Raw genomic sequence first — 26,620 nt, forward strand, 5'->3', positions numbered from 1 at the left:
TTCTATTCTCTCTGCCAGAACATCTTACCGCCACTTCACATGCACAAGCCGCTGCATCCACGGCAGCTTGATAAGGGAAAAACTCCACGGCAGCCGATCCAGCAGCATGTCGTAAGCCTTTTGCTCCACTTCAAGATACCACGCATCGTCCTTCAAACGCAAGTGGCCAGAACGCTGCAAGAAAGCCTCCCGCAAACCAGCCACCGAGGTGCTGCCCAATGCGCCCCAATGCTGAATGACAGCGGCCAGCAAACCGTCAATCGCCTGCTTTTCTTCTTCACTTGCCTCAATCTCCCGAACAATGGGCAAGCCAGTCTGCACGCCGCACAGTATCTTGTTCAGCACGAGTTGATATTCAGGCCGGTCTGTGCGCTCCTCAGCCATGTATTGCAGCAGATGCACAGCCCGTTCTGCTGCTTCTCGGTCACAGAAGATGGATTTCTCCAGCAAGCCGAGCATGGCGAACAGACGCGGCAGATACAGGGCTGCGATCACCAAGCCAGCATTCTCCACATGCACCTCCTCATCAAAATCTTCCTCCTGTACATCCTCAAGTTTTCTGCTGGCTGCGGCTGTCTGCACTGCCGAGCTGTTTGCATTACTTTTAAGCCGGATGATGGCCGTGTTCAGCAGCGTGGCTACTGCCTGCCGCGCCTGTTTCTTGCTACCTTGCTTCTCCTTGACGATCTGCCTCTGTAACTGCTCAAGGAAACCGAGCCGATCCTGCTTCTGGAGTTGTTCGTGCAGAAACTCAGCAAAGGCCAGGGCAAAGTTTTGCTCTCGTAAACGACGACCTGGGGCAAAGAGCCAGCGACTAATGAACAGCTGCTTCAGCCGCTGCACTGTCTCGCTGGTCACGCCAAAGGGGGCAGCACAGCAAGCAAGGGTGATTAAATCTGCCTGTACTTGACAACGAGAGCATTCAGCTGGGCGCAGCAAAGCAAAGAGTCGGGTGAGGGTGCTGGTGTTCACAGCCTGCCCAATCCGAGCTGCCAAGTCTTCACTGGCTCCTACTACCGCCTCAAAGAGATAACGCAATCTGGCCGAGCTGGTCATTAGCATTTTTTCAAGCAGATGCGCTAGAGCAGCAAGTTCAGTTGCGCTTAATGAAGCTGGGCGCAGTAGCAAGGCTGCCAGCTCCTCTTCTGCGGCAGAAAGGCGGAACTGAGTCAAGCTGATCGGTAAGCTCATCTCTGGCACTACTGAGGGCACAGAATGTCGTTTATCCGCAGGCGAACCTTTCTGGCTTTGGGCAACGATCTCCTCCAGATCAATAGGCTGGTCTTCATTCAGGCAAGCAGCAATCAGCTCGCAATAGCATTTCAGATCACCTGCCTGTTGCGCATGGCATTCCACTGCCTCGATCAACTCCTTGCTCAAGGCCATCTTGCGCAGCAGATCTAGTAGTTGTGCAAGCGATGAAACTGCGGGTAACTTCTTTGGCGCAGCCTGTTCTGTTGGCTGCTGTTGGCAGAGAGCCAGCAGCTCCTCAAAATCAATAGGCCGATCTTCGTCTAAGCAGGCCTTAATTAGCTGGCAGTATCGCTCTTGGTTGCCAACTTTCCTCGCATAATGCTGCACGGCCTGGATGAACTCTGCACCAACCTGCCGTTCTTTCAGCAGGACGAGTAGCTCTGCAAGCGACAAGATGCTGCTGGATGGCTTGAGCGCAGCTGGGTTATCTTTTCCTAGCGTAGAAGGGAGCTGCTCTTGGCACTGCGTCAGCAACTCCTCAAAATCAATAGGCCGGTCTTCGTCTAAGCAGGCTATAATCAGCTGGCAATACCGCTCTTGGTTGCCAACTTGCCTCGCATAATGCTGCACGGCCTGGATGAACTCTGCACCCACCTGCCGTTCTTTCAGCAGGGCGAGTAGTTCTGCAAGTGACAAGATGCTGGAGGGCTTAGGTACAGCTGGATTATCTTTTCCTGCGGGAGATGGTAGCTGCTCTTGGCATTGCGCCAGCAGCTCCTCGAAATCAAGAGGCCGGTCTTCATCTAAGCAGGCCATAATCAGCTGGCAATACCGCTTATGGTCGCTGATCTGTCCGGCATAGGACTGCACAGCCTGGATCAACTCCTCACTCACCCTTCGTTCTTTGAGCAAAGCCAGTAGTTGCATAAGCGTCAGCGATGCTGCTGGCTGCTGAGGCCGCAGCACAGGCTTGTCCGCCTGCATCTCTGTCAGCATGAGCAGCATCTCCTGCTGCACCCTGCTTCTGCTGCTGACAGCGGCCAGCATGGTCTGCAAAGAATGCGCCATCTCCGCAGCAGCCACGTTGTCATGCGCTGCCATGCTGCTGATCAGCGAGGCCAGATACGCCTTCTTGTTGAAGCGGCTGCCGCGCTCCGTGAGCAAATAGGCCAAGGTAAATTCACGCAGATGTTCCTGTCCCTTGCCCTGTTCCGCACCAGAATGCGGTGCTCCAGCTTCTGGCAGTGAAGAGCTGAAAACCAGCTCCTCGATAAACTCCTGCTCAGTTGGCTCAAGCAGGCGGATGAGGTCAGCGAACATCCTGTCTGGAAAGTGCTGGGCAATGCGGTGCCGCACTGCGCTGCTGCTTTGGCCATACCGGAACAGACTTTGGCGGATCAGCTCAGGATAGTCTTTGAAAAAAACTGGCCACTGCCGCCGCAGTTCATCAGGTAGGTGTTGATGAAAAGCCTGGCGCAGCAATTCCTCAAGCTGGGCTGATCTACTTTTCTCCTCCTCTTGCCGAGATCTTTGCTGTTCTTGATGAGATACACCACTCTCCCTGTTAATCTCCTGGAGCAAGAGAAGCATGTCCTGCTGCACCTTGCCCTTATTCTTGAGAGTGGCGAGAATGTCTAGTAAGGAATGGATGAGGGTCGCCGCCGCAAGGTTAGCATGGGCAGCCATTCTGCTGATCAACGAGGCGAGATATTCTTTTTTATTGAAGCGGCTGCCGCGCTCAGTAAGCAGATAGGCCAGGGTGAATTCCCGCAGCCGTTTTCTGCCCTGATCTTCTTGCTCGTTAGACTGAAGGACTACCTCTTTTGGCAAAGCAGGGCGAAAGACGATTTCCTCTATGAACTCGTTCTCTGTCGGCTCAAGCAGGCGGATGAGGTCTGCGAACATGCTGTCCGGGAAGCTCCAAGCGATGCGGCGGCGCACTGCTGCCTGCCGACCATGCCGAAACAGCTCCCGACGGAGCACGTTCGCCTGCTGCCGGAACAGTTCCTGCCACTGCTGCCGCAGCGGTTCAAGTCGATTTTCATAAAAGGCCCGCAGCAGCAGCTCGCGGTATTGCTCCTCGTCAGTGAGTGCGGCGTTGCTGCTCTGCTTGGCAAGAAGCCGGGCTAAGTCTGGGTGGTTGGCAACAGCCAATTGGCTGATCCTGCTGACCAGATCAGCGGAAAACTGCTGCTTCAGCCGCTGTACAACCAGCGCAGGTTGGCGGAGACGAGCGAGCAGAGCAAGGAGCTGGCCGCTGTCCTCTGCCAGCGCGGCCCGCAGATGATTTTCTAACTCATCATCGCTTTCTGCGCCCACATTCGCGGGCAAGCAGCCGTGTTCTAAAAAGCAGCGCAGCACAGCCAGGCGATTCTGCGCTGGGGTGAGCAGCCGTTCTGGGCCATCTGTGCCTTTAGGCAAGGCAGCAATCTTCTCGCGCAGCACCTTGCTTAGCTCGCGCTCTAATCGCTGCTCCATTTCCGCCCGCCAGCCGTTGTGCGGCAGAATGCCCAAGTCCAATTCCAAGGCATCAATGCGGATCGAGGTTTGCGCAGGGCAAAGCCGGGTGAAAACTTGGTCAACGATGTGGAGTAGGCGATCTTTGATGAAGTCAGTCAGGCCGTTGTCTTGCTCGGCTTCTGCCTGTTCTTGGCTGGGAAAACGGATCTCGAAGATCTGGGTATCGATCAGATGGCGTTCGTTCATCAGCGGGGTTTAGAAGCAGGGTACGCCTGAGTGCAGACATGAAATACGTGCCGTCATTCACTGAGAGATGCTGTCCTGCCGGTCTATCTATCTGCCGTCTTTTATCTGTTCAATTTCATCTTCTGACAAACCTGTCAAGGCGGCAATGAGCTGGATATCCAGCCCCTGCTTCAGCCCGTTGCGGACAATTTCTTTTTTTCCTTCGGCCTTCCCTTCTTCTTTCCCAGCTGCTTTCCCCTCTTCATACGAGGTGGACAGCGCGCTTTTCAAATCCCAATACGCCTTGAGGCTCTCACGATAATCCTGCTGCTCTGCTTCGTCGAATGTGGCAAGCTCGGCGATTTCGATCAGCCGTTTGAAGATGCCCGCTTCCAGCTCTTTAGGATGATCTTTGAGGCGGTGGAGGTTCTTAAAGGCAAAGAGCCAGCGGTCATAATCCGAGGTCAGCTCGCTCAGGTCTTTTTTGAATTTCGGGATTTCCAGATAGATGAAGGTCAGCTTGTCGTAGAAGACTTGTTTGGTCTCCTCTTCCATCAGTTTGACCCGATGATGGAGTTTTTCTTGATTGGCATCATCGAAGCAGAAATCCAAGATGCCAATGGTATAGACGCTCTTCAGCTCGTATTTCCAATCTCTGCCCTTGGCCGCCTGTTCCTGCACAGCAAAGGTGGAGTAATAGACGCTGCGGTCTTTGAAGAATTTCTGATTCACCCGCTGGATTTCAACAATGAACTTCTCGCCCTGCTCGTTGGTGCAGTAGAGGTCAAAGACCGCGCTCCGTTCACGGGCGGTTCTGCCGAGGTGCTCGCTGTTCAGGTAGGTCAGGTCGCGGACGCGGTCTCTTTTGCCGAGCAGCTCGTTGAGAAAGGCGATGAGCAGGTCTTTATTCGGTTCTTCGCCAAAGACTTTTTTGAAGCCGTAGTCGGTGAACAGGTTGATATAGCGATCCATAGTCCTTCACATTGAATGAGATTTGACTCAGTTTCATTTCAGCAGGGCGCGGCCTCTGCGCAAATTTAAAAATGGGGCGAGAGTGCAATCAACAGGCAGCAGCTGAGTAAACCAGACTTTTTTCCTGCTGACAATACGCTGTTCATCGTTCAACATGCGACAAAGCACGCTTCACCTGAGGCAAGTCATGCTTGACATGGGGCGCGTCACGCTTTCCCCAAGGCAGGTCACGCTTGACATGAGGCAAGTAAAGCGTGATCTGAGACAAAGTACGCTTCCTCTGAGGCAAGTAAAGCGTGACATGAGACAAAGCACGCTTCACCTGAGGCAAGTCATGCGTGACATGGGGCAGGTCACGCTTTCCCTGAGGCAAAGCACGCTTGACGCGAGGCAAGTAAAGCGTGACTTGTGGCGTTTCACGCTTGACCTGCGGCAAAGCACGCTTCATCTGAGGCATGTCACGCTTTCCCTGAGGCAAGTAAAGCGTGACATGGGGCGCGTCACGTGTTCCGAACAGCCAAGCAAGCAGCCCGTAGGGCGCGGCCCCCGCGCCAATTCATGCGGGCCATGAAACATAAAGGGTGTGCGTGGCACCCTACAGGGCTAATCACAATTGATTAATTCAGTTCCATCTGCAATCTCTTTCGCTGCGTTGGATGCTCTTTGCCAATACACTTTTTCGGTTTCTTTATTAAATGGGTTCGTCCATGTTGACGGCATATCTTCTCTCACGTAACGTTCTGTGAAGTTAATTTTAAAGGATCTCAGTACGTTAGCGCATATAGGACAAAAATCTTTGTTAACTGAAACATGCTTAATATTAAGCTTTTCATGTACTGCCCTCCGTATTAGTGCGGCTTCAGCATGAACATGACTTCCATCTCCATACACTGAACGAGTATTCAATAATGGTAACCCATCATGTTGTGTTGAGAAGTGATTCATTGGCGCGCTAGAAGCCGTTCCTACGGGAACCATTGCACCACCGCGCAGATATCCAAAAGCAAATGTGGATTGGGACGCCGTTTTGGACCCAACCGCAACACATGTCGCATGTTCGACGGCTCTTCGACCGTGGCAATGCCTAAGCCGGTCCATCTGTTTGATTCTTTCCTCCTGTTTTTTTTTACCAGACTTTCCTTGGTTTGCTAGCTGTTCTGCGTTGTTAGCGATAACCTGTGAATACTCCCCTTCGTCAGAAGACCATTCCATTTCCTGTGAAGCTGCTTCTTCATCAGAAGAGCATTCACTATCATCTGCTTCTTCATCAGAAGAGCATTCACTATCATCTGCTTCTTCATCAGAAGAGCATTCACTATCATCTGCTTCTTCATCAGAAGAGCATTCACTATCATCCGTTGCAGCATCTTCTTGTATGTAATCACCACCATGAATAGCCGCCTCTAGGCCTTCAAAATATAGCCAGCCATTACTTTTTCTGTTTAATTTTCTTCTTACACCCTTTACCATATAATAGTTGCCAGCTACAGCTTCGTCGAATATCACTTTCTGGATAATTCGCTGAGATACATTAGAGATAGTCAATTGTCTCCTCGTCAAGCCTTGTAGATCACCTGCTTCACCCAAAACCTTTTTTTGCGCCACAATATCAGGCTGGTTGTCTTCAAACTGCAAAGCCTTCCCGCCTATAACACCCGCCTCCCTCTCCAGCCCCTTATCATCATTCACCGCCACCCCGCCCGCCATCTGCATCGTCGGCTGCACCCGCCCCTGCTTCTGCTGCACCACATGCCACGCTTCATGCGGCAGGTGCTTCTCTTGTCCCGGCCCCACATGTATCTCCGTTCCCTGCGTGTAGGCATAAGCATTCAGCTGCGCAGGCTTGCCGGAATTGTAATGCACCCGCACATCATCCATCGCCATCCCGGAAAGATTCTCCACTCCCGCCTTCAAATCATCCGGCAAACCAGTCCGGTTCTCCTGCTTCTGCACCGGCTCTTCCGCCTTAAATTGCAACTCGTCCTCATCAAGCGGCCCCTTGCATTGCACGGTCTCATCTTTCTTAAATTGCAGCTCCTCCTCGTCTAACGGTCCTTTCTTCTGCACCGCCTCCTTGCTCTTGAATTGCAACTCGTCCTCATCCAGCGGCCCGGCTAATTGCGCCGTGTCCTTGGCCTTGAACTGTAATTCCTCCTCATCCAGCGGGCCTTTCTTCTGCACAGTCTCTTTGCTCTTAAACTGCAACTCGTCCTCATCCAACGGCCCCTTCTTCTGCGTTACTCCCGGCAGCACTATTTTTTTCCTCTGCGGGCTGTTGTCGATCATCTCCCGGAATTTCCGCAACTGCACCTGGTGAGGATTCATGCTCTTGTCCATCATCGCCTGAAACTGCGCGATTCTCTTCGTATGCGGGCTGTTATCCACAAACTGAACAGACTGACGCTCTTCCCGCTTGCAAGAAACATTGTTCGCAACTGCCCGGCTTTCATTGTCCTGTGTTCTATTCGCACTTGCTCTCATGATCTCCTCCTTGTTGGTTAAATGTAAACAACTTGTTCACCACAACTCCTCTTCCTGCGGCTGATGCGCCAGTAGGAAATCTGTCAGTTTGGCGGCAGCCTGCTCCAGTGCGCTGTCACCGCTTTGGAGGGTCTGCTTCTTCTTCAGCCAAGCTGCATAGAGCCATTCAAACTCGCACATCTGGGCAAAGGTCAGCCAGCAAAAGGTTGGCATCACCTGCGCTGGACAACACAGCCGCACCGTTTCCTCCAACAGCTGCCGGAAATGCTCCTGGCCGCAGCGAGCTGTCCAGTTCGGCAATACCACGCTGATCCGGTGGGAATAGAAATCGCTGGTGCTGCTCTCAGCTCTGCGGGTGGCTTCCGCAATGTCCGCAGGTCGGAGCAGAATATGTTCGACAAGGTGCATCCCCTCGCTTTCCTGGTTCAGACGGATCAGGAAGCGGCGCAGGGCATTGACCGCTACTACTGCCTTTTCCCGGTCAGCAAACGATCCCATAAACTTTTTCGGCTTTTCCTTGTCCGGCTGAAACAGCACCGAAACACTGCCTGAGGACAAGATGCACAGCCTGTACTGCTTGAGATGCGCACCTTCCATTAGCAGCGATGGGCAGACCAGGTTGCTGGCCAGCAGGTGAAAGCCTTTAAGTTGCTCCCGTAGGCTGGAGAGTGTCTCATCATCGGGGCTGTCGAGCAGCGGCACTGACTCCAGCCCAGCAGGCTCATCCTCCTGGCAGCGGGAACAGGCTTCCTTGCACAGCCGCTGGCAGTCATGCTCATCCGCCATTGTTACCATCTTCAACTTCTGGCCAAAGAGAAACTGAGTGAGCGGACGGCAGGTCGCATGTTCCCAGCCAAGCAGTAAAGAGACCTTGTGCTGCAAGCCGGAAGTGTTAGTTGTATTCCACGCTGGCTCGGAATAATTGAAAGCTCCGCTCCGGTCACGGCTTACTTGGACAATGTGGCGCAGGAGCCTGGCCTTGCAGTCAATGAGATGATCCTCAAACTCATCCGGCTGCTGATAGAAATTGAAGCTGCGCAGGGAGGTACCAGTAAAGCGTTCGCCATACAAAGCGAGCAGATAATCAAGCAGACGGTTCTTGCGGTCACGGTAGTTGTCAAACCGGCTATTCAGATCAGCAAGATACGCTGCTGCATCCGGCTTCAGCACCTTGTCAATGCCAGACACCATGCTGCTGTCTAAGTTCTGCCGGTAATAGGAACAGCGCAGGTCTTTATGCGCTGAGAAGAGGCGGGGGATGTTTTCCAGCTGGGCTAGACAGTCAGCCATGATTTGCTCAAAGGGCAGGAGATAGGCTTTGAGCTGGGCAGCTTCCGCCTTTGCTTTGTCAGGATAATGCTCCGGCACGCCGTATCGATTGATCCCGTAGATGGCCGGGAAGAGATTCTGGACGGAGAAATAGCCGCCTGGATTGCGATACATACCGCGAGGTGCCTCGTGCAGGACAACATTCTGTTTCTGCTGCCGCTGAATCCGGTATTTGAACGTCAGCTCGTCATGGCGAGCCTTGAACCGTTTGTAGGAAAAGGCTGCTGTGCGTCCGTTTCTGGTGAGCAGCACCCGGACAGTCTCCTTGGTATCTGGTATCCTCAGTTGATAACACGGCAGTCTGCCGCTGTGCATCACCTTGGCCAATTCCGCTTTGTCCTCGTGCAAAGCAAGCCGCTCAATCTCCTCCACTCCGTCAATTTCCTTGAGCAGAGAAAAAAGTTGCACCCGTGAAGGCAGACCGCGCTTTCTTGAGTCTCGGAGGCCGCGTACCCTTCCTCTGCTGGCCAGCGGCCCGTTAAAGATGTCCTCCGGTCTGTCGTCTTTCTCGGTCAGATACGGTTCCAGCTTAAGCCAGTCTGCTGTTGCCAAACCGCAGCGGTAATAAATTTCAGCCAGTATCTCTTCAGGAAGAACAGCACTGCTGATTCTGACTCTAGCCTCTAAGTGACAGGGCACGGGCTGAAGGATCACAATCTCACCGATGTCTTCACAGAGATTGCGGTGTCGGGCAAAGATCTTGGCAATTTTCTCAATCAGTTGTTGCTGATCAAGATCGCAATCTCCGTCGGTCAGAACAGGGGCGGCAAGAATCCGGTACAGGCCGCAATAAAGATTTTCCGCTCTCGCCAAAGGTTCAAGCCAGATATTACTGATATCTGGCAGCTCGTCAAACAGCACCCGGCGGTAGTCGTCAAGCGTAACGGCCCGCGAGGGAAATATTTCCTCTGGTGGATGCAGGGCGAGTGACTCGTAGTGAAGCTCACCCTGGCTGTCAGTTAGCAGGTCAGGGACAGTATAATCGGCCCGGTAGATAAGGTCGGTGAGGGCATAGCAAAGATGCTCCAGGATAGTGACTCCAGGATCATGGAGGTTGTAGTCTGTCCAGATTTTACCTGACAGTTGCTGTACATATTCAAGACCAAGCCGCCGCAGCCCGGAAAATTCGTATTCATCGCCCTCACCTTTCTTTTTCCTAGGGATGGTGACGCTTTCTTCTCGCAGCACCTTTTCTTGATCTGGTTTCATGACCGCGTAAGTTCATCGCCTTGAGCTTGCTGTTTCTCCCGCAGAATGGATTCACTCATGTCCTCGTCAAACCAGAGTTTGGTGAGTGAATATTGAATGCCAATTTCCGCACCGTAATCCCTGCCGCTTCTGATTTGCAGTTGATAATGGTGGGTGTCTTTTCCTGTCTGCCAACGCAGCTTGATTTTGTCGCGGATAGATCGGTAATAGGCGTGGGTGCATTTAATGCGGCGTTTCAAATTCAGAAAGTTGAAAAAAAAGCCACACGGATGATGGGTGTTTAGGGCGATGGCATGAAGGAGAGCATATTTGCCAGTTTTTATTTTACCCACTCCGGCTATCACTTCAAAGGCCTGGCAGCCGTACAGATCACCGGTGATGGAATGCCATTTGCCATCTGCTGGAGCCAAACCTACTCTATAGGTGCCACGCCGTCCAGCAGCAGAGAGCACTCCGCTGACATCCAGCTCTGTTTCGGGTTGCTCCTTGCCAATACCCACACGCCCCTGCACCAAGCACAACGTATTCTCTGCCAAGCCAGATTCGGCATTCTTCTGAAAAACAAGACTGTCGCGGTGCTTTTCCAGGCTGATGTTCCAAAGCGGCTGCTGCGGATTATCGCTGCTGAAAAAGCTGAAGAGGCGTTCATTACCATCAGACGTACTAATATGAAAGCCGTTTTCTGGCGTGTGTTCAAAACAGTCATCAAACAAGTTGAGGCTGGAGTCAATCAGATCGCCGAACTGACTCTCTGTGGGCAGCTTGCCTTTCCCAAAAAAATTTTTCAGGGTCTTTCTGTTTTGTTTTGCCATGAATCTGTCTCAAAATAAAGTAGAGTCACCTGGAGCCGGTTATTATAAGTAGAAGCAGCATAAAATGAGCCTGTCCTCTTTGTTGTTAAGGTTCACCCTACCTAACCTCGCTCAAAAGCGACTATTTAGGATCATTTTATGATGTTTCTGCTATAAAAAAGTTAGTTGGTTCCTTTTCTGTTTTTTTTTGTCTGGCTGCGGTCGAGATACGCTCCGCTGTAGATTTTCTTGCCGAAGAGCACACCGTAATTGGCCTGATGCACACTGGAATTACCATAATTCCAGTGTGCATCAGGCTGTTTCAAATTGGAATCGCCTTAATTCCTGTTGGAATTGGTTCAATGTTAACAGGAATTGCCCCAATTCCAATTAACTTTAGGCCGTTTCCGATTGGAATCGCCTTAATTCCTGTTGGAACTGGTTCAATGTTAACAGGAATTGCCCCAATTCCAATTAACTTTAGGCCGTTTCCGATTGGAATCGCCTTAATTCCTGTTGGAACTGGTTCAATGTCAACAGGAATTACCCCAATTCCAATTGACTTTAGGTCGATCCCGATTGGAAACAGGTTAATTTCAATTGACTTTGGAGCGATGCAATCGGTAAACAGCCAAGGTACGAACGTCTGACGGCTCTCTGTGGCTGCATGAGTAGTGTTTCCTCTCTGCTTTAACACATCGAGAATAGTCACTCGTTGATAATAAAAGTTGCCCCAATCTCCAGCTCGTCAACCCCTGTGGGTTCCGCCGCGATATCATCAGCTCTATCTATCGTCTGGAGGAAATGCTTTGACATCGGCATTGCGATGCTCCAAGGATAGCGAGGCAGAATGAGATTGCCGCTGCCTTTATACTCGGTCTGATCACGCCCGCTGTCCGCCAGATAGAATTCATTCTGATGATTGGCCGTGATGTGGAGAACCGACAGATCGGTTACATATTCAACCTCATCCAAGCCAGACAGATAGGCAAGAAGATCGTCAAGCCGGAGACTCCAGCCAAAGGAAACCTTCCAGCCGCTCTCATTCCAAGGTGAGATATAATCAATAATCTCCTGGTTAATTCTGTCCAGGAGAATTCCGCTGCCTACGGAGTGACTTTTGCGGGTGACTGCGCAGCGTACTTGGATATATTCATACTCAGGATTGCGGACTTCAAGCTGGATGAACTGCGAGGAACGCTGCGCAAGGAATGCGTGAATTTCAGCCAGCAAGGAGGCATTTGCCCGTAACTGCAAATCAGTGGCTGCAATTTTCTTCTTTTCCTTGATATCCGGCACCACCACAATCAACACGCGACCTGGTGTATAAGCCGGTTTCGGTCGGGTTTGCATGTGCGGGAAGCACTTCACCAAATGAATCGACGAAAAATGCTCCAGAACAAGCCTCTCGTAATCCCAAGGAGTCACGGCCCGATCTTTGTGACGCAATCTTTCGCTGGTTCTCGTGATCACAGCCGCTCGGCTTTCGAGGGGGCGGCCATGAAAGGATTCTTCTGGCTGTAAGACTTCAGTGAGACCAGGAACAGCGGAAAACAGCCCTTTGACCGCATTGGCTCCAATCTTCACTGTGTCCCCGGCCTCGCTACATGTGGCCCTCAAAGCATGGGCATAAACTCCCCGCAAGGAAGAAAATCTCTGCGGATCATTGTTGGTAGAAGCCCGCAGCCAGTACCCCTTCTGGCCCATTTCCTTGTTGTCTGCGCTGATATCATCAGGGATATTCAGGGTCACGATCCCAGAAACGAGAAGATTGTTTGTGGTGTCGGCCTGAATTTCCAATGCCTTGAACTGATGCCAGCCGTCAGCAGCGGCGTAATACCAGTCGATCCGGTTTGGTGTTCCTATCGTAGAATGTTCACTGTCCTCGTGGAGCTGAAAATAGAGTGTCTGGATTCCACTAAGGTTCTGGCCGCGTAAGCCAATAAACAAATTCCCCGCATGATCATGGACAGGCAGCAGAGCGTGCTGTTTCTTGATCAAACAGGGATAGATGGTTTCAATGCCGAACGGATGAATATGGAAAATTGTTTCTTCCTGACCTTTGTCAGGATGCTTGCTTAGGTCAATCTCACAGTGGGAGGTGTAATCTACAGTCAGTTGACTGAGTAAGGGGGTGTACGGAGGATTGGGCAGAGGATTGGGTCTTTTTCTGCGTCGGGCGTTTGCCGTTAGCACCTTGGTTAGCAGACTGGGATACTGGGCATGACCAAACACGGTCGGCGGGCCGACAAATTCCCATTTAAGAAAACCATTGCCGATCTTTGGACCGAGGGCAAACTGCTCCTGATCCACTCTGGCATCCAGCGGCTGGAATCCCTTCAGATTCTTCAATTCAATCTGATGTCTTGCAAGCAAACGGCCATCCGCATCAAGCCAGGAGAACAAAGGAAAAATGCGCCGATGCGCCTTGTTTTCGGGGTACCAGTCGCCATTCCGCAGATAAGATAAATCAACATTGAACGCTTTGTTGCTGAATTGCCCGTCATAGTCTCGATAGTACTGTCCAAAGCCGTCCTGATCATCAGGCAGGCCACTCCAGACCAGATTGAAAGTCAGGCTGGTTAGCTGCTTACGTGCCGCCTCATAGCTACCGAAAATAAGATAGGAATGCTGACCGACCAGCGGGCCAAAAGGCTGAAACGGCACCGTTGCATCAAGCTGTCCGTGCTGATTCCAGAGCAGTAGGTCAGATATTCCCTGCGCTTTTGTCTTCAGAATGACTTTTCGTAGGGAAAAGTGTTGCAGAAGTGAATAGGCAAAAAAATTGGCTTGATGATTCAGGCGCAGGCGGATTAAAGGCAAATCAGTATCATAGCCAAATCCGTGCAGTTCTGGTCGGCAGCCAACTGTCGAGCCTCGGTCCGCATTCAAAGTAAAGGCAATCCGCAAGCCGAAATCGCCGGGTTCCACAGAAGGAAACACCTCATACCGCTCAACTGGCAGCCAACCCTGCTCTCCTGTCAGATCAATCCAAAAGACATTTCTAAAAAATCTGAAAAACAGGGCATTGCCTTTGGTGCTTTCTTTGCAGAGAGTAAAAATGACCCGGCGGGATGAGCGGCCAATATTGCAGTAGCGGGCCGCTTTCAGAATACGTCGGCAGACAGAGACAGGTATTTTCTGTTTAGGCTGGAGCAAATGCCTACTCAATAGTTGACCGAAAGCGGAAAAAAAATCTTCTTCGCTGCCTGATGCTTCTATTTTTTTCAGCAGTTCCTCAGTTTCAGCCTTCTCACAGCAACAAAGGGTTAGCTCAATCTGTCTGCGCCCTTTGCTGAACAGTAGCTCGGGGGATGCTACTGCCAGCCCGAGTTGGGCATCTTTGCTACTGTAACTGGCCGTTATCTTGCCGTCTTCTCCGAAAAGAGGCAGCAAAGGCAACTCCGCTCCGTTCAACGGCTCTGCGGCTGAAGACAGATCATTCACCCGACAACGGGTAAAGCAGCCTAGCTCCCTGGCTGGAGAGGCTAGCACGTTGCGCTCAAAGGAGAGTGTCAGCAACGAGGCCACCCGTGCGTCCGTCACCTGAAGATCATTATCAGCTCCGTACAGCCGCTCCTGGCCTGCACTACCTGCGGAAAACAGACTTCCCTTGGGAATGAAGGTCGTATTGCCTGCTGCTGCCCGGCAAACGATATGTACCGAGTCAGGCTGCGGAGGGCGGGCCTGAGCTTTCAAAATCTCCCAATAGTAGAAATCAAGATGCCGCTGAGTGAACAGATTAATCCGTTCAGCGGTCTTTTGGTAAAGCTTCAGAAAAGCGAGAAAAAGCCCTAGGCCTGGTTCATGTCGTCCGCTTTGCAGGGATTCGTTCCACAAAGGGAGCAACAGCGGCTTGAGGTAAGCAACCGCCTGCTGAAATGAGGCGTGCGCGTCAGCAAGTACAATTCTTTTTTCAAGCAAGCTGCTTGGAACAGTCGGAATGTCGTTGTCAGGCCTTCTTTGTTGGGCGGCGGCAGCCCTCAAAAGCAGAGGAAAGCTTTGGGCTAACTGCTCTGCATCGAGATATCCCGGTCGAGATATTTGCGCCTGGAGACAAGCAAAAAAATTATTGAGCTTATCCAGTAACGGCCCAGATGCACCTCGGATATGATCAGCCAGCGTCTCACCGCCACCGCCTTTCAAGGTGTTGACCTTTGCCAGCCAAGCTTCCATCTGTTCCGCAATTTTTAAAATCTTTGCGGAGGCCTGCTCCAAGTCCGTTTCAACCAGCCGCAAGAACGACTCTTTGTCCGCCGCTGAGTCAAAACTGAGGATGCTGGCCATGAGAGCCGTCTCATCATTGAACAGCGGCGACCAATCGCCATGCTCTTTGTTTTTCTCATTGTAGAAACGAAGCCTGGAAGCGAATTGCACAGACATAGCCAGCAGCATGTCCATGCTTCGTTCCTCGATGCGGAAATAATCTGTGTCGAACGCTGGCGACAGCCTGTCTGTCTGCTCTGTGCCAGGACGTACAGGCAACCCATAGAGGATATTGCCAGAAAAACGCTGGCTGCCATTGTTTGACTGCTTCATCAGATCTCCTGCATAAGGCAACAAGAAGGATTTACAGTAAGGCGCAAGCAGGTAAAAGCGAAGTTCCAATCAGCAAGAGAAAAATCCAGCTCGTTTGCCAAGGAATTTGGCTCGGCCAGAAAGGAGTTCTCCTCGGCAGAAGAGAAGTTCGGCTTGGCCAAACTGCTTTCCGGGTGAGTAAGAAAGGAGTTTGGCCGACTCAAACTCCTTTTCTAGTCGGACAGATTCCTTTGCGGCTTACCAGAACTCCTTTGGTACTCGGCCAAACTCCTTTCTTGCCGAGTACAACTTCTTGCCAAGTCGCTAGAACTCCTCTTTGGCCGAGGAGAACTCCTTTGCAAACGAGCAGAAAACGAGTATTGCACCAGAAGAAACCAGTTTGCTCTCTGCTGCAAGAAGTCTAATCTCTGATGTCAGTTCCTTCCTGAAAGTAAAAAGGATAGACCATATTGCTTCTACTGTTCGTAGTTCTGATAAGATATTCAAGCTGAATCAGCAGGCGGCCTTGGTTGATCTCCGTCTCATCAACCTCTACCCGCAGCAGAGTGATTCGAGGTTCAAAAAAAAGAACCGCCCGTTCGATTAAATCTTTAATCTGTGTCCTTATGGTTTCATTGATATGCTCAAAAACCATTTTTTTTAGACTACAGCCGAAAGTTGGGTGCATCAACCGCTCGCCAGGTGCGGTGGAAAAAATAATCCGCAGGCTTTCTCTGATATCTTTGTCCTCGGAAACCATTTCCACATTCCGGTCAAGCGGGCTGAAGCGGGGTGGAAAGCTCCAGCCAGTGCCGAGAAAGGACTTATCTAAGATATCCAACCGTTATCCTCCGATCATCACTGTAGGAAAGCCGACTGTGATCGTGCCGCCGTGCGCTGTAGTATCACCCATTCTGGCTGCTGGTCTACCGCCGATGAGGACAGTAGCGGAACCCTTGACCACAGCATCAGGCGGGCCAACGCAAGTGCAGGCGTCACCTAACACAGCGGCAGGCAGTTTGCCAATCAGTACCGTGGGAACACCTGGGCCAACTATCGGCCCGCCTACATGCGGAATAGGTGATGGCACAGCAGGAGTCTGCATGGGGCAGGTGTGCATGGAGGTAATTCTGGCGGCGGGCGGCATGATTACTACCTTCCATCCATCAGTTAATCATGACAATGCCGCCTTTGACCGTGGTCTGCGCAGAAGCGGACAGCTCCGCCGTCGCATTGCCTTTAGCGGTGAAAGCAATGTCCGCCGTCTGGGAGACATTTAACCCTTTGGCTTTTAAATCCGCTGATGAGGTCAAAGACAGCGGGCCGGTCGCTTTGATGTCAATCTTGCCGGTTGCGCTGATCGAGATATCTCTTGGGCTACTCATGGTGATACCAGAATCATTCATCTCAATCTTGTTGCCGTTCTGATCTTGCAGCAGAATGCCCTTGTCTTGGTCACTGATAACCATCTTGTTGCCGCCTGGAGTTTTGACAGTGATCACTTTTTTTTCTTCGTCAAATTCCAAAGTCAGCTTTTCACGAGTGACTAACGCCTTGATGTTGTTGGGAGCCGCAAGGGTGTAAAACGGTGCTCTTTTGCTGCTGTGCAGGCTGCCCAAGATCACTGGATGGGATGGGTCATTATTAAAGTAACCAAGAATGACTTCATCGTTGATTTCCGGCACGATGAAGCTGCCAAAACCGCTTGAAGCATAAGATGAGGCAAGTCTAGCCCAAACTCCTTCTGTCGTTGCCTGCATCACCGGAACTTTAACCTGGATTCGATGATGGCCCAAGGGATCACCATCCAACTTCGTCACCACACCCACTTGCAGCCCTTCTACCGCAGGCAACAGGCCTGAGGCCTGAGGTGTGCTAAGATCGCGGCGGTCGGCAAACCAGTCTGGTGAGATGCCGAATTCGGTTTCAGTCAGCCAGTTGCCGTCCCTAATCTCATGGCGCACTGCGCTGACAAAAACTTGACCATTGAAATGATCACCCACGCCTTTCACCTCAATCAAACTGCCCACCTTGGCCTTGCCGCTGCCTTGAAACTTCATCCGGCCACGAATTCTGGACAGGCCAGATTTTAGCCTACTCCCTTCAGCCCATTTTTTGAGAAAATCCGGTTGCAAAACGGTTCCACTTTGCAGCCGGGAAACAGGTGATGATAAAGTTTGCGACAGGACAGCGGACTGGAGATCGCCCTGCTGGTTGAATGCTTGCGGATTCACTTGCTGTTCTACAATTTTTTGAGTTGCAGGATCCCAGGCAATGCTCTTGAACGCGGCAAGTTGACTTGCCACATCCATTTCAGAAAAAAACTCGATCAAATCCAAGCCGTACTCAACTTTCAGTGCAGGTGCCGTACTTGTGTCTGGCACCTTGACGGTCACTGCGGCATCATCAACAAAAACCAGCATCCCCACAGCCTCGGCGCGGGTGAGCATGAAATCCCAGTCCGTGCAGTAATACTGCACTAATTCAGAATGAATTGCCCCGCTGTCATCGACTTTAGCTTGTAGTCCGCTGTGATTGCCAATTAAACTCTTAATGATATTGCTATCGCTCTTGTCGATATAATTGGCATTCTTGCGTTCAATTGTCATAGCAGCCGCTTTGTCGCGACATTCAACAATCAATAGAGAGAAATCACTGCCGATACTGACTGCATGACTGACAACTATCCCTTGAAAAATTGTTTCTTTATTCTCGTCTTCATAGCCAACATCAATTTTGACTTCTTTGCCAGGGTTAAACAATCCGTTGCTGCTGATCGGAAAAACTTGGTCGGCAGCATCTCCGTCAATAATCACTATGCGGGCAGAGGCAATCCTGTTGACCGCTTTGCGGGTTTCCACGCTGAGGATTGGCACTGTACCTGGCACTTCCGCTCCGCCGCTGAACACAGACAGCCGAACTACGCCGCCGCCCTCTATATTGGGAGATACAGGCATACGTTCAGCTCAAAGGAGGAAATTTAAGTTTAAGCCCTGGGTGAAGTGCTTGCGGGCTATTTAGGCCATTGATCCTGGCTACTTCAGGATAATAAGCAGGATTGCGGTAAATGCGATGACAAAGCAATGGCAAGGTGTCACCAGCCTGTACTTCAACAAGATGGGTGAGGTCAGGGGAAGATTTATTGGCCCGCAGAGCCTCCTCTTCCTTGCTCATATACCCTTTGAAAGAAAGTGAGGTTGAAGCGCGTAACGGTTCGCCGCTTGGTTTAAATAAAGTATATTGCAACGAAAGAGATTCGAGTCTGCCATAAAACAAAAAACTTCCCCAACATATGCAAACCGGCCTAGTCTGATGCTCGTCACCTTTGTATATATATACAATATTTTTAAATTTACTCACTTCTTCTTTAACAGTTTTTCCTGTAGAATTACTAATAACACCTGTACCGTCAAATCTTATATTGAAAGAAAGTTTTTCAGCATTAATACCGTTAAATTTTTCGTCGTTGCCGATTCTTGCTATCGCATCGCTCTTGCTGTATCTTATTGAATGATCATGTGTTACTAATGAAGGATTAATCATAACTTGCAAAGACTCACCTGTTATCTTGCTTATGTTGCCACTGTTATCTACAGAGCAGGGCATGATAGTCATCTTTTCCAGTTTTGCCATGTCTTAACGTTCCTTTTCCCTACGGATAATTTCAGCGATCAAACCTCTACACTGATTAAACAATTCTGTTTTAAGCTGCTCTGTATCGTCGCGGCTCGTATCTGCTCTGTCCTGTACTTGATTTTTTTCTATAATAGTTTTAACTATTAGCTGTCGTACTTCTATAGACATTTCACATCACTCTTGTCAGTATGTTGTAATTAAATTCTATTTTTTCTACTGCAACATCGTTTTTGGTGGAATTGAATGGTTCAATCTCCCATTTAACTGGCAGCGCATTCTCCACTAACCAGGCACGCAGAGGAGTGGTTTGCTCACCTAGTAAAAAAATCTGAATATTTTTACTAGTAAATGAGCTTGAAAAATCACCTTCAAGTACCTCTTTACACCAAAGACTCAATAAGGAATTTAACGAGACTAGCCCTCGTTTTAAAATTAACCTGGGATGTTTGATAGCCTTAGGTAGGCGATGCACAAACCTATTTTCCCCCCCCTCAGCTATATCTTCAGTCTCAAGCTCGGCATCAAGCCCAGATACTTCCTGGAAGGAATTATCAAATAAGTTTCCTAAGTCTGCCCCAAACACTACACTGAAATAAAACGCGACAGGAGGATATTCGTCTATAACCTGGGGCGATGATGACATGTATTCTGCTTATATCTTTAAGTTAAACCGGGCTTTATACGTAAAAAGCCCGGCTGTACAGAATGTACCAGCAATGGTTAATTATGCATTGGCAATAATAATCCCCTCGTGGGCGATCTCTATGCTTTCCACAGCCACTTCATTACCATCAGCCTTCAGGTCGGTGCCAGTTATCTTGGTGGGCCAAGCGTTTTTGAGAGTCCATACCATTGTGGGTGCACCTGCTTCATCAAGCAGGCTAATAGTGATAGGTATTCTCTTGATAGTGTTCAATTTAATTTGATTGAACCAATCCCAGAACTTGTTGTCTTTTGAGAAGACACCCTTCTTCATCGTCACATTGCCAGACTTCTTGATTCCAGGCATTTTGACAGTCGAGAAATCCTTACTGTTTCCGCTCCGGTACTCAATAATCTGGGCTTCAATATCAAGACCAGAAACTTCCTGAAAAGACATCTCGTTGGCATCCCATTTGACTTGAAAATAGAATTTTGGCAACGGCCACACACTAGTGGACTGTTTGGATCCGTCATCTGCCATAATTGATTCCTCCACATTTTTATTGAGAGTTCGGCATCATGATTTGATACCGAACAATTTATATCCGTGCTGGATGACGATGCATCCGATGCTTTTTTACCACTGCTTATGACTTCTGCATCTGCTGCTGGAAGGTGATTTCAATGAACTCAGCCGGACGAATCAAGGCTACCAAAACCGTGATCCTTAAAATCCCTTCAAGGATATCCTGAGGAGTCATAGTTTCACCTAAACCAATATAGACACTGAAGGCATCTGCAGGACTTGCACCTGCAAGGCCTCCGCGTTTCCAGATACCTGTTAGGAAACTGGTGATCATGCTCCGCATAGTCACCCAGGTATTGGCATCGTTGTTGTCAAACACATAGGCTTTAGAAGCCAGGCGGATAGATTCCTCCAGCATGATCATAGTGCGGCGCACGTTGATATATCGCCAGTCCAAGCTGTTGCCGTCCAATGTCCGTGCTCCCCAAACTAAGGTGCCTTCACCAATAAAAGGCCGGATAGCATTGATAGACTTGCCCTGTGTAGTAACGTTAAGGTCTTCCTGATCATCATGGGTAATGTTAACCGTAGGCGATACGACACTGCTCAGGCTGACATTAGCCGGGGCTTTCCACACTCCCCGCGAATTATCGACCATCGTGTAGATGCCAGCCATGGCCGCAGCAGGCGGCAGGGTATTGAGCTGACTCTTCATCTCGCCAAGAATGCTGTTAAAGAGGGGACTCATGGCGATTAAGCTCTTGTTCAGTAGGGTCTGATGGGTAGCGATTTCATCCGTACTCCCGCATTCCTTTGCCCACTGCTCATCACCATAGCCGATAGAGTCAACCGCTTTCCTCCGTTGCTCTTCTTTCACAGAAGCAGGTTGCTTGTCGTCTGACTTTTCAGAAAGGCCCAGCTCTTCCCTGATCAGTCGCATGAGTTCCTGTTTATCTTCAATATTCTGATAGGACAGCGAGCTGTCCTGAACAATGGCGGTGTTTAGCCAAGGATAATAGGCAGCAGAAAAATCCAAGAAGTTAATGCCCAGGGCATCACGGAACTCAGCAATACAGTCACCATCTGGATGCTGACGAGGCTTCCAGCCATTATAGACATCCAGAATAGCGAAGCGGTTTTTCATTTTGCCGCCGCAATGGGCAAGCATATCCTGCTGCACAGAAATGCAGTTGGCTTTATCCAGGAGAACAGCATCCGGGATGACCACCATAGTCGGCTCCTGTTCCCTGACTAACTGCTGAATGCCGTTTTGGAGCTTGGCTGTCTCCACATCCTGCTGATAATTACCGACTGAGACGATATAGCAGGCTCCGCCACCATTCTGGAAGAAAAGCTGCATGGAGCGATAAAGGAGATATTTGCCGCCTGCTGGTCCAGCTATCTGGGCCAAGGCAAACTCTCTCCGCTTGCCTTTGATGACCATAGAGAAAGTCGGCTCCGGCGACTTCTTGTCCTTCTCCTCTTCGGCAGTGTCTCCTGCGGCTTTCTCCTTGTCCGAGGTAGCTCCTAGTTCTGCCAAGGAGAATTTAGGCACTGGCGGGCCACCAAAATAGCTCTGAAACTCAGTCATCGAGCTAATGCGCCACGGCTGATTGAGCAGTGACTTGCCTTTATTGTCCGCCTGTTCAGTGTAGCCAATAAAGGCTGGTACAGCTGTGGCAACCTCGACAATGGAATTCGAAAAGGCGTTTTTCTCAACTATGTAAACGCCTGGTGTTTTCATCGCCCCCATACTTTCTCCTTTTTCGGTTGACTTGCTTTGTTTTGCCCTGCTTCAATAGTTGATAAATATTTCTGACAGCTCAACGTGCTTCCCTTCAAGACATTCTTGCTGAAACTGCTCTGCTCCGGCATTCTTCAGCCGCTTAATCAGCACCTTCTCGCCACGAAGACCTTGCTGCCGCAGTTGAAAACGGTTCTCTGGTCGATCACGCAATGCGATGAGATCGGTTGAATAAAAGGCTACCGCAGATGTGTCAGGAAAGGGCATCTGCATTCCAGCAGACTTGAACTGCACCTGTCCCTGGAGATCAACTATCCGTAGTTCATGCTCTGCCAGTGTACCGAACAGGTAATATTTCCAGTAGGTGCGACGAGCTGCCAAGGGTATCACATAATCAATGCCTACCGCATTGGTCAACGAGTGCTCGGACACGCTGATCAGGATAGTAAATACCGGTTTTCTGCCCAGTCTCCTCTCCAGTATCGCAGTCTTAGCTAAAACCAGTCCGTCTGTGCTCTCAGTGCTCTTCAGGCGGCTGTCATAACAGGTAACTGCCTCGGCAGATTGATCAGCAGGATCGGTATAGCAAGCAAACCACATATCCTGGGTATAAACATCAAAGGTAAAGAGCAACGCATTGTTCTCTACGGCCAGAAACGAGCGCAGGATCTCCACCGCATCAGTATCAAAGCAGAGGAGCAGACCCTGGCCATCAGTACGCAGCAGCAGGTGAGCCTTGTTGATTAACTGGGCGCAGGCAGGCGTGGGCACAAACTCAAGGTCTGGCCCTCGTGTGGTACGAAAGAAGGAATGCTGAACAGTAATCCTGAATAAGGGCTGCCAGGCCATATTCAGCTGCCCTGCACCGTCTGTTCTGTGTCACGAACCGCAGGTACAGCTGCTTTGATATCCTGGCCAGTAAAGGTCAGCAACCGTACTTTATATAGTGCTGAAGGTAGGTATTTCCCACTCAACACGCTCCACAAGCTGTTCAAGTCCTTGAGTGGGATGTTTTCCATATCAACAATCAATCTATCTACACGTGCATCTAGCTCCGGGGTATTCTGATGATCAAAAAGGGGATTGCGCTGAAAGAAGGCAATGGTGTTGGAGATAAACTTTAGGGCTTCGGGATAATTCTTCCCCCCAAAGCAAGCGGCAAACATGAGGTACAGATTGAGATACAGTGGCGGATACCTGGCCGGATGCCGTGCATCTCCCAGTGATCGTGCATCATGCCGCTGTGCCGCAGTTTCTTTTTCGATATTGACCAGAAAGACAACAACCTTGTTCTCGATATGCGAAACAACCGTGCCGTTCTGCTCTAAGAGGTTGGATACGACCACCACATCTTCGCTCAGGTCAAATTCATTTCTCAGGTATTGATTGAGCCGGTCAGTAATGGCGGCAACAGCCGTATCGATCATGAGGTGTGGTATCTGCTAATATGAGGATGAATCGCCTATATCTTTTCGACAATATAATAAAATATCCCGAAAGAGCAAGTAGAAAGCATCTTGCTGTGTGTATTTTTTACTCAGTGGCTTATTAGGCTGCGTTCATCCCCCAGTTACTGCGACAAGTACAGGTGCTATCATCCTATATCTAGGATGATAATCCGGCAATGTGCTCTCAGCACTATCTTTTTACCAGTGCCCGCACCACTTTTCCGTTGACATTCCCTCACTGCTATGTTTTGAACAGGATACTCGAGGTGCTTGCAGATCATCACTCGATAGCCGGAAAAAACATCGAGCGGGGCGGAAAAATTCATCGAGTGATGAGGGAAGGCTTATCGAGCGTAAGTTACCCTACCCATCGGTCGATGATCTATAAGGCCATCACTCGATGTTTTAAAATTCATCGCTCGATGATTTAAAAAACATCGCCCGATAAAAACAGAGCGGACACAGGTTGCGGGAAAACACCAACGGAGGAACAGGCGATGAGCAAAGAGGCTACGGAGAGAGGGGCTTGGAATCGAGAGATGTTCCTGTTCTCCCCAGATGCTTACCAGAGAGAACAGGATCTATAGATGCACGTTCAGAGGCAACGAGAATTACTTATGCTCCTCACCCTTCTCGTGTTCAGCCTTTTTCGGCTCTTCGTGTTTCTCACCTTCTTTCTTGTCCCCATGCGCGTCGCCATGACCTTCACCACCAGCCATTGCCTGCATCTGTCGTTTGGGGTTCTTCTCTACTTCAGCGAGAATGGTGCTCACCTTATCCTCTGGTAGCCACTCTACCTTGCCAGTGCCCACGTTATAAAGGGCACCAACTACCTTTACTTTACCATCCTTGGCCATCGCGCGCACTTTGGCACTTCTCATGAACAGATCATGCACGCTCTGCCAAACGTTCTCCACAATAGCCGCAGGAACGATATCCTTCTCCTCAGCCTTGGGGTTGTCGGCAATGGCCCGCTCAACTGCCGGTGCGATGTTATCTACCAATGGCGGAATGTTGATCTCCAACTCATGGCCATGTCCTTTAACTGCTGCGGTCACAGCTTTGACTGCACCACACTGGGTGTGGCCAAGGACCACAAAGAGCGGGGTGTTCACATGCGCAAGACCGTACTCAATAGAGCCTGCCTCGTCGGTATCTACGACGTTACCTGCGACACGGATAATGAAGGTATCCATGATACCAGTATCAAACAGACGCTCGACCGGTACTCTGGAATCTGAGCAGGAGATTACCGTAGCAAAGGCATGGTTGCCCTGATCTTCCGAGCCTGCCTGAGCCAGTCGTGCAGCATCGGTGTGTGGGTGCATGGACTTGCCACTAACAAAGCGCTCGTTGCCCTCCTTGAGCTTAGTCAGGGCCTGATCAGCAGTCAGATCAGTGGCAAAGGCAGGTGCAGCAGCCAGTGCCAACAAGCAGGCACCGACAACAGTTTTGATTACTCCTTTTTTCATGTTCTTTCTCCTGAAAGAGGGTAGTACAGCAATGCTTTCGGGCAATATAAGCCCAGCTTGCCTTCCTTTGTACGGAAGGTAGATAGTAGAGTCCATTATATAGGGAAGGGTGCTACTGTCAAGGGGAGGAACTGTGGTAGTTGCACAATTGCTCGGTGCTTAAAAGGCTGTTCTTGCCCAGCAGCAAGCACAGCCTTCAGTGATCCAGGGCAACTTATGTTTTATCTCCGCCCGTTGCTATGATGATTTGAGTTATCGCGATGCGGCCTGTCATGATGATAGTGCCAGCAACCAGAGAGCAGGAAGGTCACGGCAAGTAGGAGAACAGCTGTTTTGACAAACTTCATGATGATTCCCCTCGTATTACATGTGAATGGGTGCAAGGTTCCCTTCCTTAAGGAAAGGGAACCCTGGTACTGCTTGGATCAACTCACTACATCTTTTGCTCTGGGCCTGATTGCTGCGACGGAGAAGACTTGGGAGCATCCTGATGATACACGGTGCAAGCAGAGAACAGGCAAGCAGTAGCCAGCATCAGCACAACCAGTTTAACGATCTTCATAAATAAATCCTCAAGAGTTGATGGGAATAGGCATTTCATTATGAAATGCCCTACATACTATTGTCCGGTGTTGCCCTTACCGATAATGGCGGTAATGCCCACGATGGTGACGGCGATCATCGTAATAGTACCGAGGTGAATGCCGGTATCGATAGCTGGGCACCACAGGCACAACTACACTCGGTGCTGGCACCACAATACTCGGGCCTGGGGCAACAACGGCGGCATGTGGCGGGGAGTAATAGTAGCAACCACTTACGCCCAACAGAGTAACGGTAGCCGTCAGAGCTAGCAGTAGCTTTCCTGTCTTCATGATCTAACCTCCTGATGAGGGGTTGAAGGAATATCCTCACCCTCATTATAGACGGATGTCAGCTAATGCTCAACAGGATTCAGGGATAGTATCGCATTGACCTGGGATAATACGTCGGTGGCACACTGATCTGCGGTACTGAATAGTACGATGAGCTACTGTAATACGATCTATTCCCTGGTACAAAAACGCCAGACGTTGGCCGTTTGAATGGGTAATACCATTCAGTTGGATAGGGCATGGGCTGCATAGGCGGTGTGCTAAAACGTGGGCCTGAATAGCCGCCACCATAATAGCTACTGCTGTAGTTATTGTTATTGTAATAGCTCGTAGAGGTCGTCGGATAGGTTGGCCACGATTGGATAATCGGAACTGAATTATACGAAGAATAGCTGGGATACGTTAACGTTGAACTGGATGTGTAGGATGGCGTATAAGAGTAAGAGTAGCTCGATGTTGACGGAATAGTCAGCCAGGAGGTGTCATCCACTTGCTCCGTATAGGTAGATGACGAGCTAGACCAGGACGTGTCGTCGCTCTCCACGGTATAGTCAGATGACGAACTGGGATACGAGGTGTATTTATAAATGGTGGTCGGCGAGCTAGTCTCGTATTCGTATTCCGACGAGCAGTTAGAACAGGGTTGGCAGCCGCTAAGAACAGCGACAGCAAGAAGGGTGGTACAGGCAGTTAGCTTGGTCATACGCTCTTTCCTCCTCCAGGATTGAGGGAAATCCAAAAAACATTTACCCCATTGTATAATAAGCCAAGCGAATCCTCAAGGCTTTTTCGTAGTTGCCTGTAGCCTTGCTCTGAAGGCTGGGAAAAAGGCTACTCGATGCGAATTTGCCGCGTGCTGATTGCCCCTGCAAAAGAACGACTATCCCTCAGACAAAAGTACCACCGTTCTTTTTTTAAAAGTACTACCGTAAAGTAATCTAAACTACGGTAGTATTTTTATAGCCGCAGCGATATAAAATGATCAAGCAATCATTTTCATCCTATGAGTTGAATCTTACGGCCTATTCAGTAGATTTTCGCCGGAAAGTATGGAAATCAAAGAACGTGAAGGTTTGAGTTTTGAGGAGGCGGCAGTAC

General features: G+C 50.1%; 22 protein-coding genes. All 22 read right to left on the reverse strand.

The window, feature by feature from the left end; genetic code table 11:
- Window positions 1-24: 24 nt before the first annotated feature.
- Entirely contained in the window at window positions 25-3,900 is a 3,876-nt protein-coding gene (locus ACNKIB_RS08760; protein ID WP_417910163.1) for a contractile injection system tape measure protein, read from the reverse strand.
- 87 nt (window positions 3,901-3,987) lie between these two features.
- The gene (locus ACNKIB_RS08765) at window positions 3,988-4,851 is read right to left on the reverse strand and encodes an Rpn family recombination-promoting nuclease/putative transposase (RefSeq protein WP_417910164.1); all 864 of its coding nucleotides are present in this window, start codon (window positions 4,849-4,851) and stop codon (window positions 3,988-3,990) included.
- Between the two features lie 142 nt (window positions 4,852-4,993).
- On the reverse strand, window positions 4,994-5,308 hold the full coding sequence (locus tag ACNKIB_RS08770) for a hypothetical protein (RefSeq protein WP_417910165.1): 315 nt from the start codon (window positions 5,306-5,308) through the stop codon (window positions 4,994-4,996).
- Between the two features lie 146 nt (window positions 5,309-5,454).
- Window positions 5,455-7,332 carry an eCIS core domain-containing protein gene (locus tag ACNKIB_RS08775; RefSeq protein ID WP_417910166.1) on the reverse strand — a complete coding sequence of 626 codons (1,878 nt, stop codon included), beginning with the start codon at window positions 7,330-7,332 and terminating at the stop codon, window positions 5,455-5,457.
- 36 nt (window positions 7,333-7,368) lie between these two features.
- Entirely contained in the window at window positions 7,369-9,870 is a 2,502-nt protein-coding gene (locus ACNKIB_RS08780) for a hypothetical protein (RefSeq protein ID WP_417910167.1), read from the reverse strand.
- Window positions 9,867-10,682, reverse strand: coding sequence for a hypothetical protein (locus ACNKIB_RS08785; protein ID WP_417910168.1), 816 nt, complete (start codon window positions 10,680-10,682; stop codon window positions 9,867-9,869). Before ACNKIB_RS08785 ends, ACNKIB_RS08780 begins: the two co-directional genes overlap by 4 nt.
- A 161-nt stretch (window positions 10,683-10,843) precedes the next feature.
- Window positions 10,844-10,987 (reverse strand): hypothetical protein, encoded by a 144-nt coding sequence (locus ACNKIB_RS08790; RefSeq protein ID WP_417910169.1) that lies wholly within the window; start codon window positions 10,985-10,987, stop codon window positions 10,844-10,846.
- Window positions 10,984-11,373, reverse strand: coding sequence for a hypothetical protein (locus tag ACNKIB_RS08795; protein ID WP_417910170.1), 390 nt, complete (start codon window positions 11,371-11,373; stop codon window positions 10,984-10,986). Before ACNKIB_RS08795 ends, ACNKIB_RS08790 begins: the two co-directional genes overlap by 4 nt.
- A complete protein-coding gene (locus ACNKIB_RS08800; RefSeq protein ID WP_417910171.1) occupies window positions 11,370-15,200 on the reverse strand; it encodes a hypothetical protein in 3,831 nt (1,276 codons plus the stop codon). The genes ACNKIB_RS08795 and ACNKIB_RS08800 overlap by 4 nt, the downstream gene beginning before the upstream one ends.
- 400 nt (window positions 15,201-15,600) lie before the next feature.
- Entirely contained in the window at window positions 15,601-16,020 is a 420-nt protein-coding gene (locus tag ACNKIB_RS08805; RefSeq protein WP_417910172.1) for a GPW/gp25 family protein, read from the reverse strand.
- A gap of 3 nt (window positions 16,021-16,023) precedes the next feature.
- Entirely contained in the window at window positions 16,024-16,326 is a 303-nt protein-coding gene (locus ACNKIB_RS08810; protein ID WP_417910173.1) for a PAAR domain-containing protein, read from the reverse strand.
- Between the two features lie 19 nt (window positions 16,327-16,345).
- On the reverse strand, window positions 16,346-18,136 hold the full coding sequence (gene vgrG, locus ACNKIB_RS08815; RefSeq protein WP_417910174.1) for a type VI secretion system tip protein VgrG: 1,791 nt from the start codon (window positions 18,134-18,136) through the stop codon (window positions 16,346-16,348).
- Window positions 18,137-18,140: 4 nt separating this feature from the next.
- Window positions 18,141-18,812 carry a CIS tube protein gene (locus ACNKIB_RS08820; protein WP_417910175.1) on the reverse strand — a complete coding sequence of 224 codons (672 nt, stop codon included), beginning with the start codon at window positions 18,810-18,812 and terminating at the stop codon, window positions 18,141-18,143.
- Between the two features lie 3 nt (window positions 18,813-18,815).
- Window positions 18,816-18,983, reverse strand: coding sequence for a DUF5908 family protein (locus ACNKIB_RS08825; RefSeq protein WP_417910176.1), 168 nt, complete (start codon window positions 18,981-18,983; stop codon window positions 18,816-18,818).
- Window position 18,984: 1 nt separating this feature from the next.
- Window positions 18,985-19,458 (reverse strand): phage tail protein, encoded by a 474-nt coding sequence (locus tag ACNKIB_RS08830; RefSeq protein ID WP_417910177.1) that lies wholly within the window; start codon window positions 19,456-19,458, stop codon window positions 18,985-18,987.
- 81 nt (window positions 19,459-19,539) lie between these two features.
- Complete coding sequence (locus ACNKIB_RS08835) at window positions 19,540-19,998, reverse strand: phage tail protein (RefSeq protein ID WP_417910178.1); 459 nt, start codon at window positions 19,996-19,998, stop codon at window positions 19,540-19,542.
- Window positions 19,999-20,104: 106 nt separating this feature from the next.
- Window positions 20,105-21,736 (reverse strand): phage tail sheath family protein, encoded by a 1,632-nt coding sequence (locus tag ACNKIB_RS08840; RefSeq protein ID WP_417910179.1) that lies wholly within the window; start codon window positions 21,734-21,736, stop codon window positions 20,105-20,107.
- A 42-nt stretch (window positions 21,737-21,778) separates the two neighbouring features.
- On the reverse strand, window positions 21,779-22,576 hold the full coding sequence (locus ACNKIB_RS08845) for a hypothetical protein (RefSeq protein ID WP_417910180.1): 798 nt from the start codon (window positions 22,574-22,576) through the stop codon (window positions 21,779-21,781).
- Window positions 22,577-22,578: 2 nt separating this feature from the next.
- Window positions 22,579-23,154: a DUF4255 domain-containing protein gene (locus ACNKIB_RS08850; RefSeq protein ID WP_417910181.1), complete on the reverse strand. Its 576-nt coding sequence runs from the start codon at window positions 23,152-23,154 to the stop codon at window positions 22,579-22,581.
- A 632-nt stretch (window positions 23,155-23,786) separates the two neighbouring features.
- Window positions 23,787-24,647, reverse strand: coding sequence for a carbonic anhydrase (locus ACNKIB_RS08855; RefSeq protein WP_417910182.1), 861 nt, complete (start codon window positions 24,645-24,647; stop codon window positions 23,787-23,789).
- Window positions 24,648-25,080: 433 nt separating this feature from the next.
- Window positions 25,081-25,209 carry a hypothetical protein gene (locus ACNKIB_RS08860; protein WP_417910183.1) on the reverse strand — a complete coding sequence of 43 codons (129 nt, stop codon included), beginning with the start codon at window positions 25,207-25,209 and terminating at the stop codon, window positions 25,081-25,083.
- A 392-nt stretch (window positions 25,210-25,601) separates the two neighbouring features.
- Window positions 25,602-26,225, reverse strand: a complete 624-nt coding sequence (locus ACNKIB_RS08865; protein ID WP_417910184.1) for a hypothetical protein — start codon at window positions 26,223-26,225, stop codon at window positions 25,602-25,604.
- Between the last annotated feature and the right edge of the window lie 395 nt (window positions 26,226-26,620).

It is taken from the genome of Candidatus Electronema sp. PJ (assembly GCF_048287395.1).
In the GTDB taxonomy this organism is placed as follows: Bacteria; Desulfobacterota; Desulfobulbia; order Desulfobulbales; family Desulfobulbaceae; genus Electronema.

Excerpts from the sequence above, each read along its gene's own strand:
- ACNKIB_RS08760 (WP_417910163.1), bottom strand. The coding sequence starts at position 3,900 with ATGAACGAACGCCATCTGATCGATACCCAGATCTTCGAGATCCGTTTT.
- ACNKIB_RS08765 (WP_417910164.1), bottom strand. The coding sequence starts at position 4,851 with ATGGATCGCTATATCAACCTGTTCACCGACTACGGCTTCAAAAAAGTC.
- ACNKIB_RS08770 (WP_417910165.1), bottom strand. The coding sequence starts at position 5,308 with ATGCCTCAGATGAAGCGTGCTTTGCCGCAGGTCAAGCGTGAAACGCCA.
- ACNKIB_RS08775 (WP_417910166.1), bottom strand. The coding sequence starts at position 7,332 with ATGAGAGCAAGTGCGAATAGAACACAGGACAATGAAAGCCGGGCAGTT.
- ACNKIB_RS08780 (WP_417910167.1), bottom strand. The coding sequence starts at position 9,870 with ATGAAACCAGATCAAGAAAAGGTGCTGCGAGAAGAAAGCGTCACCATC.
- ACNKIB_RS08785 (WP_417910168.1), bottom strand. The coding sequence starts at position 10,682 with ATGGCAAAACAAAACAGAAAGACCCTGAAAAATTTTTTTGGGAAAGGC.
- ACNKIB_RS08800 (WP_417910171.1), bottom strand. The coding sequence starts at position 15,200 with ATGAAGCAGTCAAACAATGGCAGCCAGCGTTTTTCTGGCAATATCCTC.
- ACNKIB_RS08810 (WP_417910173.1), bottom strand. The coding sequence starts at position 16,326 with ATGCCGCCCGCCGCCAGAATTACCTCCATGCACACCTGCCCCATGCAG.
- vgrG (WP_417910174.1), bottom strand. The coding sequence starts at position 18,136 with ATGCCTGTATCTCCCAATATAGAGGGCGGCGGCGTAGTTCGGCTGTCT.
- ACNKIB_RS08820 (WP_417910175.1), bottom strand. The coding sequence starts at position 18,812 with ATGGCAAAACTGGAAAAGATGACTATCATGCCCTGCTCTGTAGATAAC.
- ACNKIB_RS08825 (WP_417910176.1), bottom strand. The coding sequence starts at position 18,983 with ATGTCTATAGAAGTACGACAGCTAATAGTTAAAACTATTATAGAAAAA.
- ACNKIB_RS08830 (WP_417910177.1), bottom strand. The coding sequence starts at position 19,458 with ATGTCATCATCGCCCCAGGTTATAGACGAATATCCTCCTGTCGCGTTT.
- ACNKIB_RS08835 (WP_417910178.1), bottom strand. The coding sequence starts at position 19,998 with ATGGCAGATGACGGATCCAAACAGTCCACTAGTGTGTGGCCGTTGCCA.
- ACNKIB_RS08840 (WP_417910179.1), bottom strand. The coding sequence starts at position 21,736 with ATGGGGGCGATGAAAACACCAGGCGTTTACATAGTTGAGAAAAACGCC.
- ACNKIB_RS08845 (WP_417910180.1), bottom strand. The coding sequence starts at position 22,576 with ATGGCCTGGCAGCCCTTATTCAGGATTACTGTTCAGCATTCCTTCTTT.
- ACNKIB_RS08850 (WP_417910181.1), bottom strand. The coding sequence starts at position 23,154 with ATGATCGATACGGCTGTTGCCGCCATTACTGACCGGCTCAATCAATAC.
- ACNKIB_RS08855 (WP_417910182.1), bottom strand. The coding sequence starts at position 24,647 with ATGAAAAAAGGAGTAATCAAAACTGTTGTCGGTGCCTGCTTGTTGGCA.
- ACNKIB_RS08860 (WP_417910183.1), bottom strand. The coding sequence starts at position 25,209 with ATGAAGATCGTTAAACTGGTTGTGCTGATGCTGGCTACTGCTTGCCTG.
- ACNKIB_RS08865 (WP_417910184.1), bottom strand. The coding sequence starts at position 26,225 with ATGACCAAGCTAACTGCCTGTACCACCCTTCTTGCTGTCGCTGTTCTT.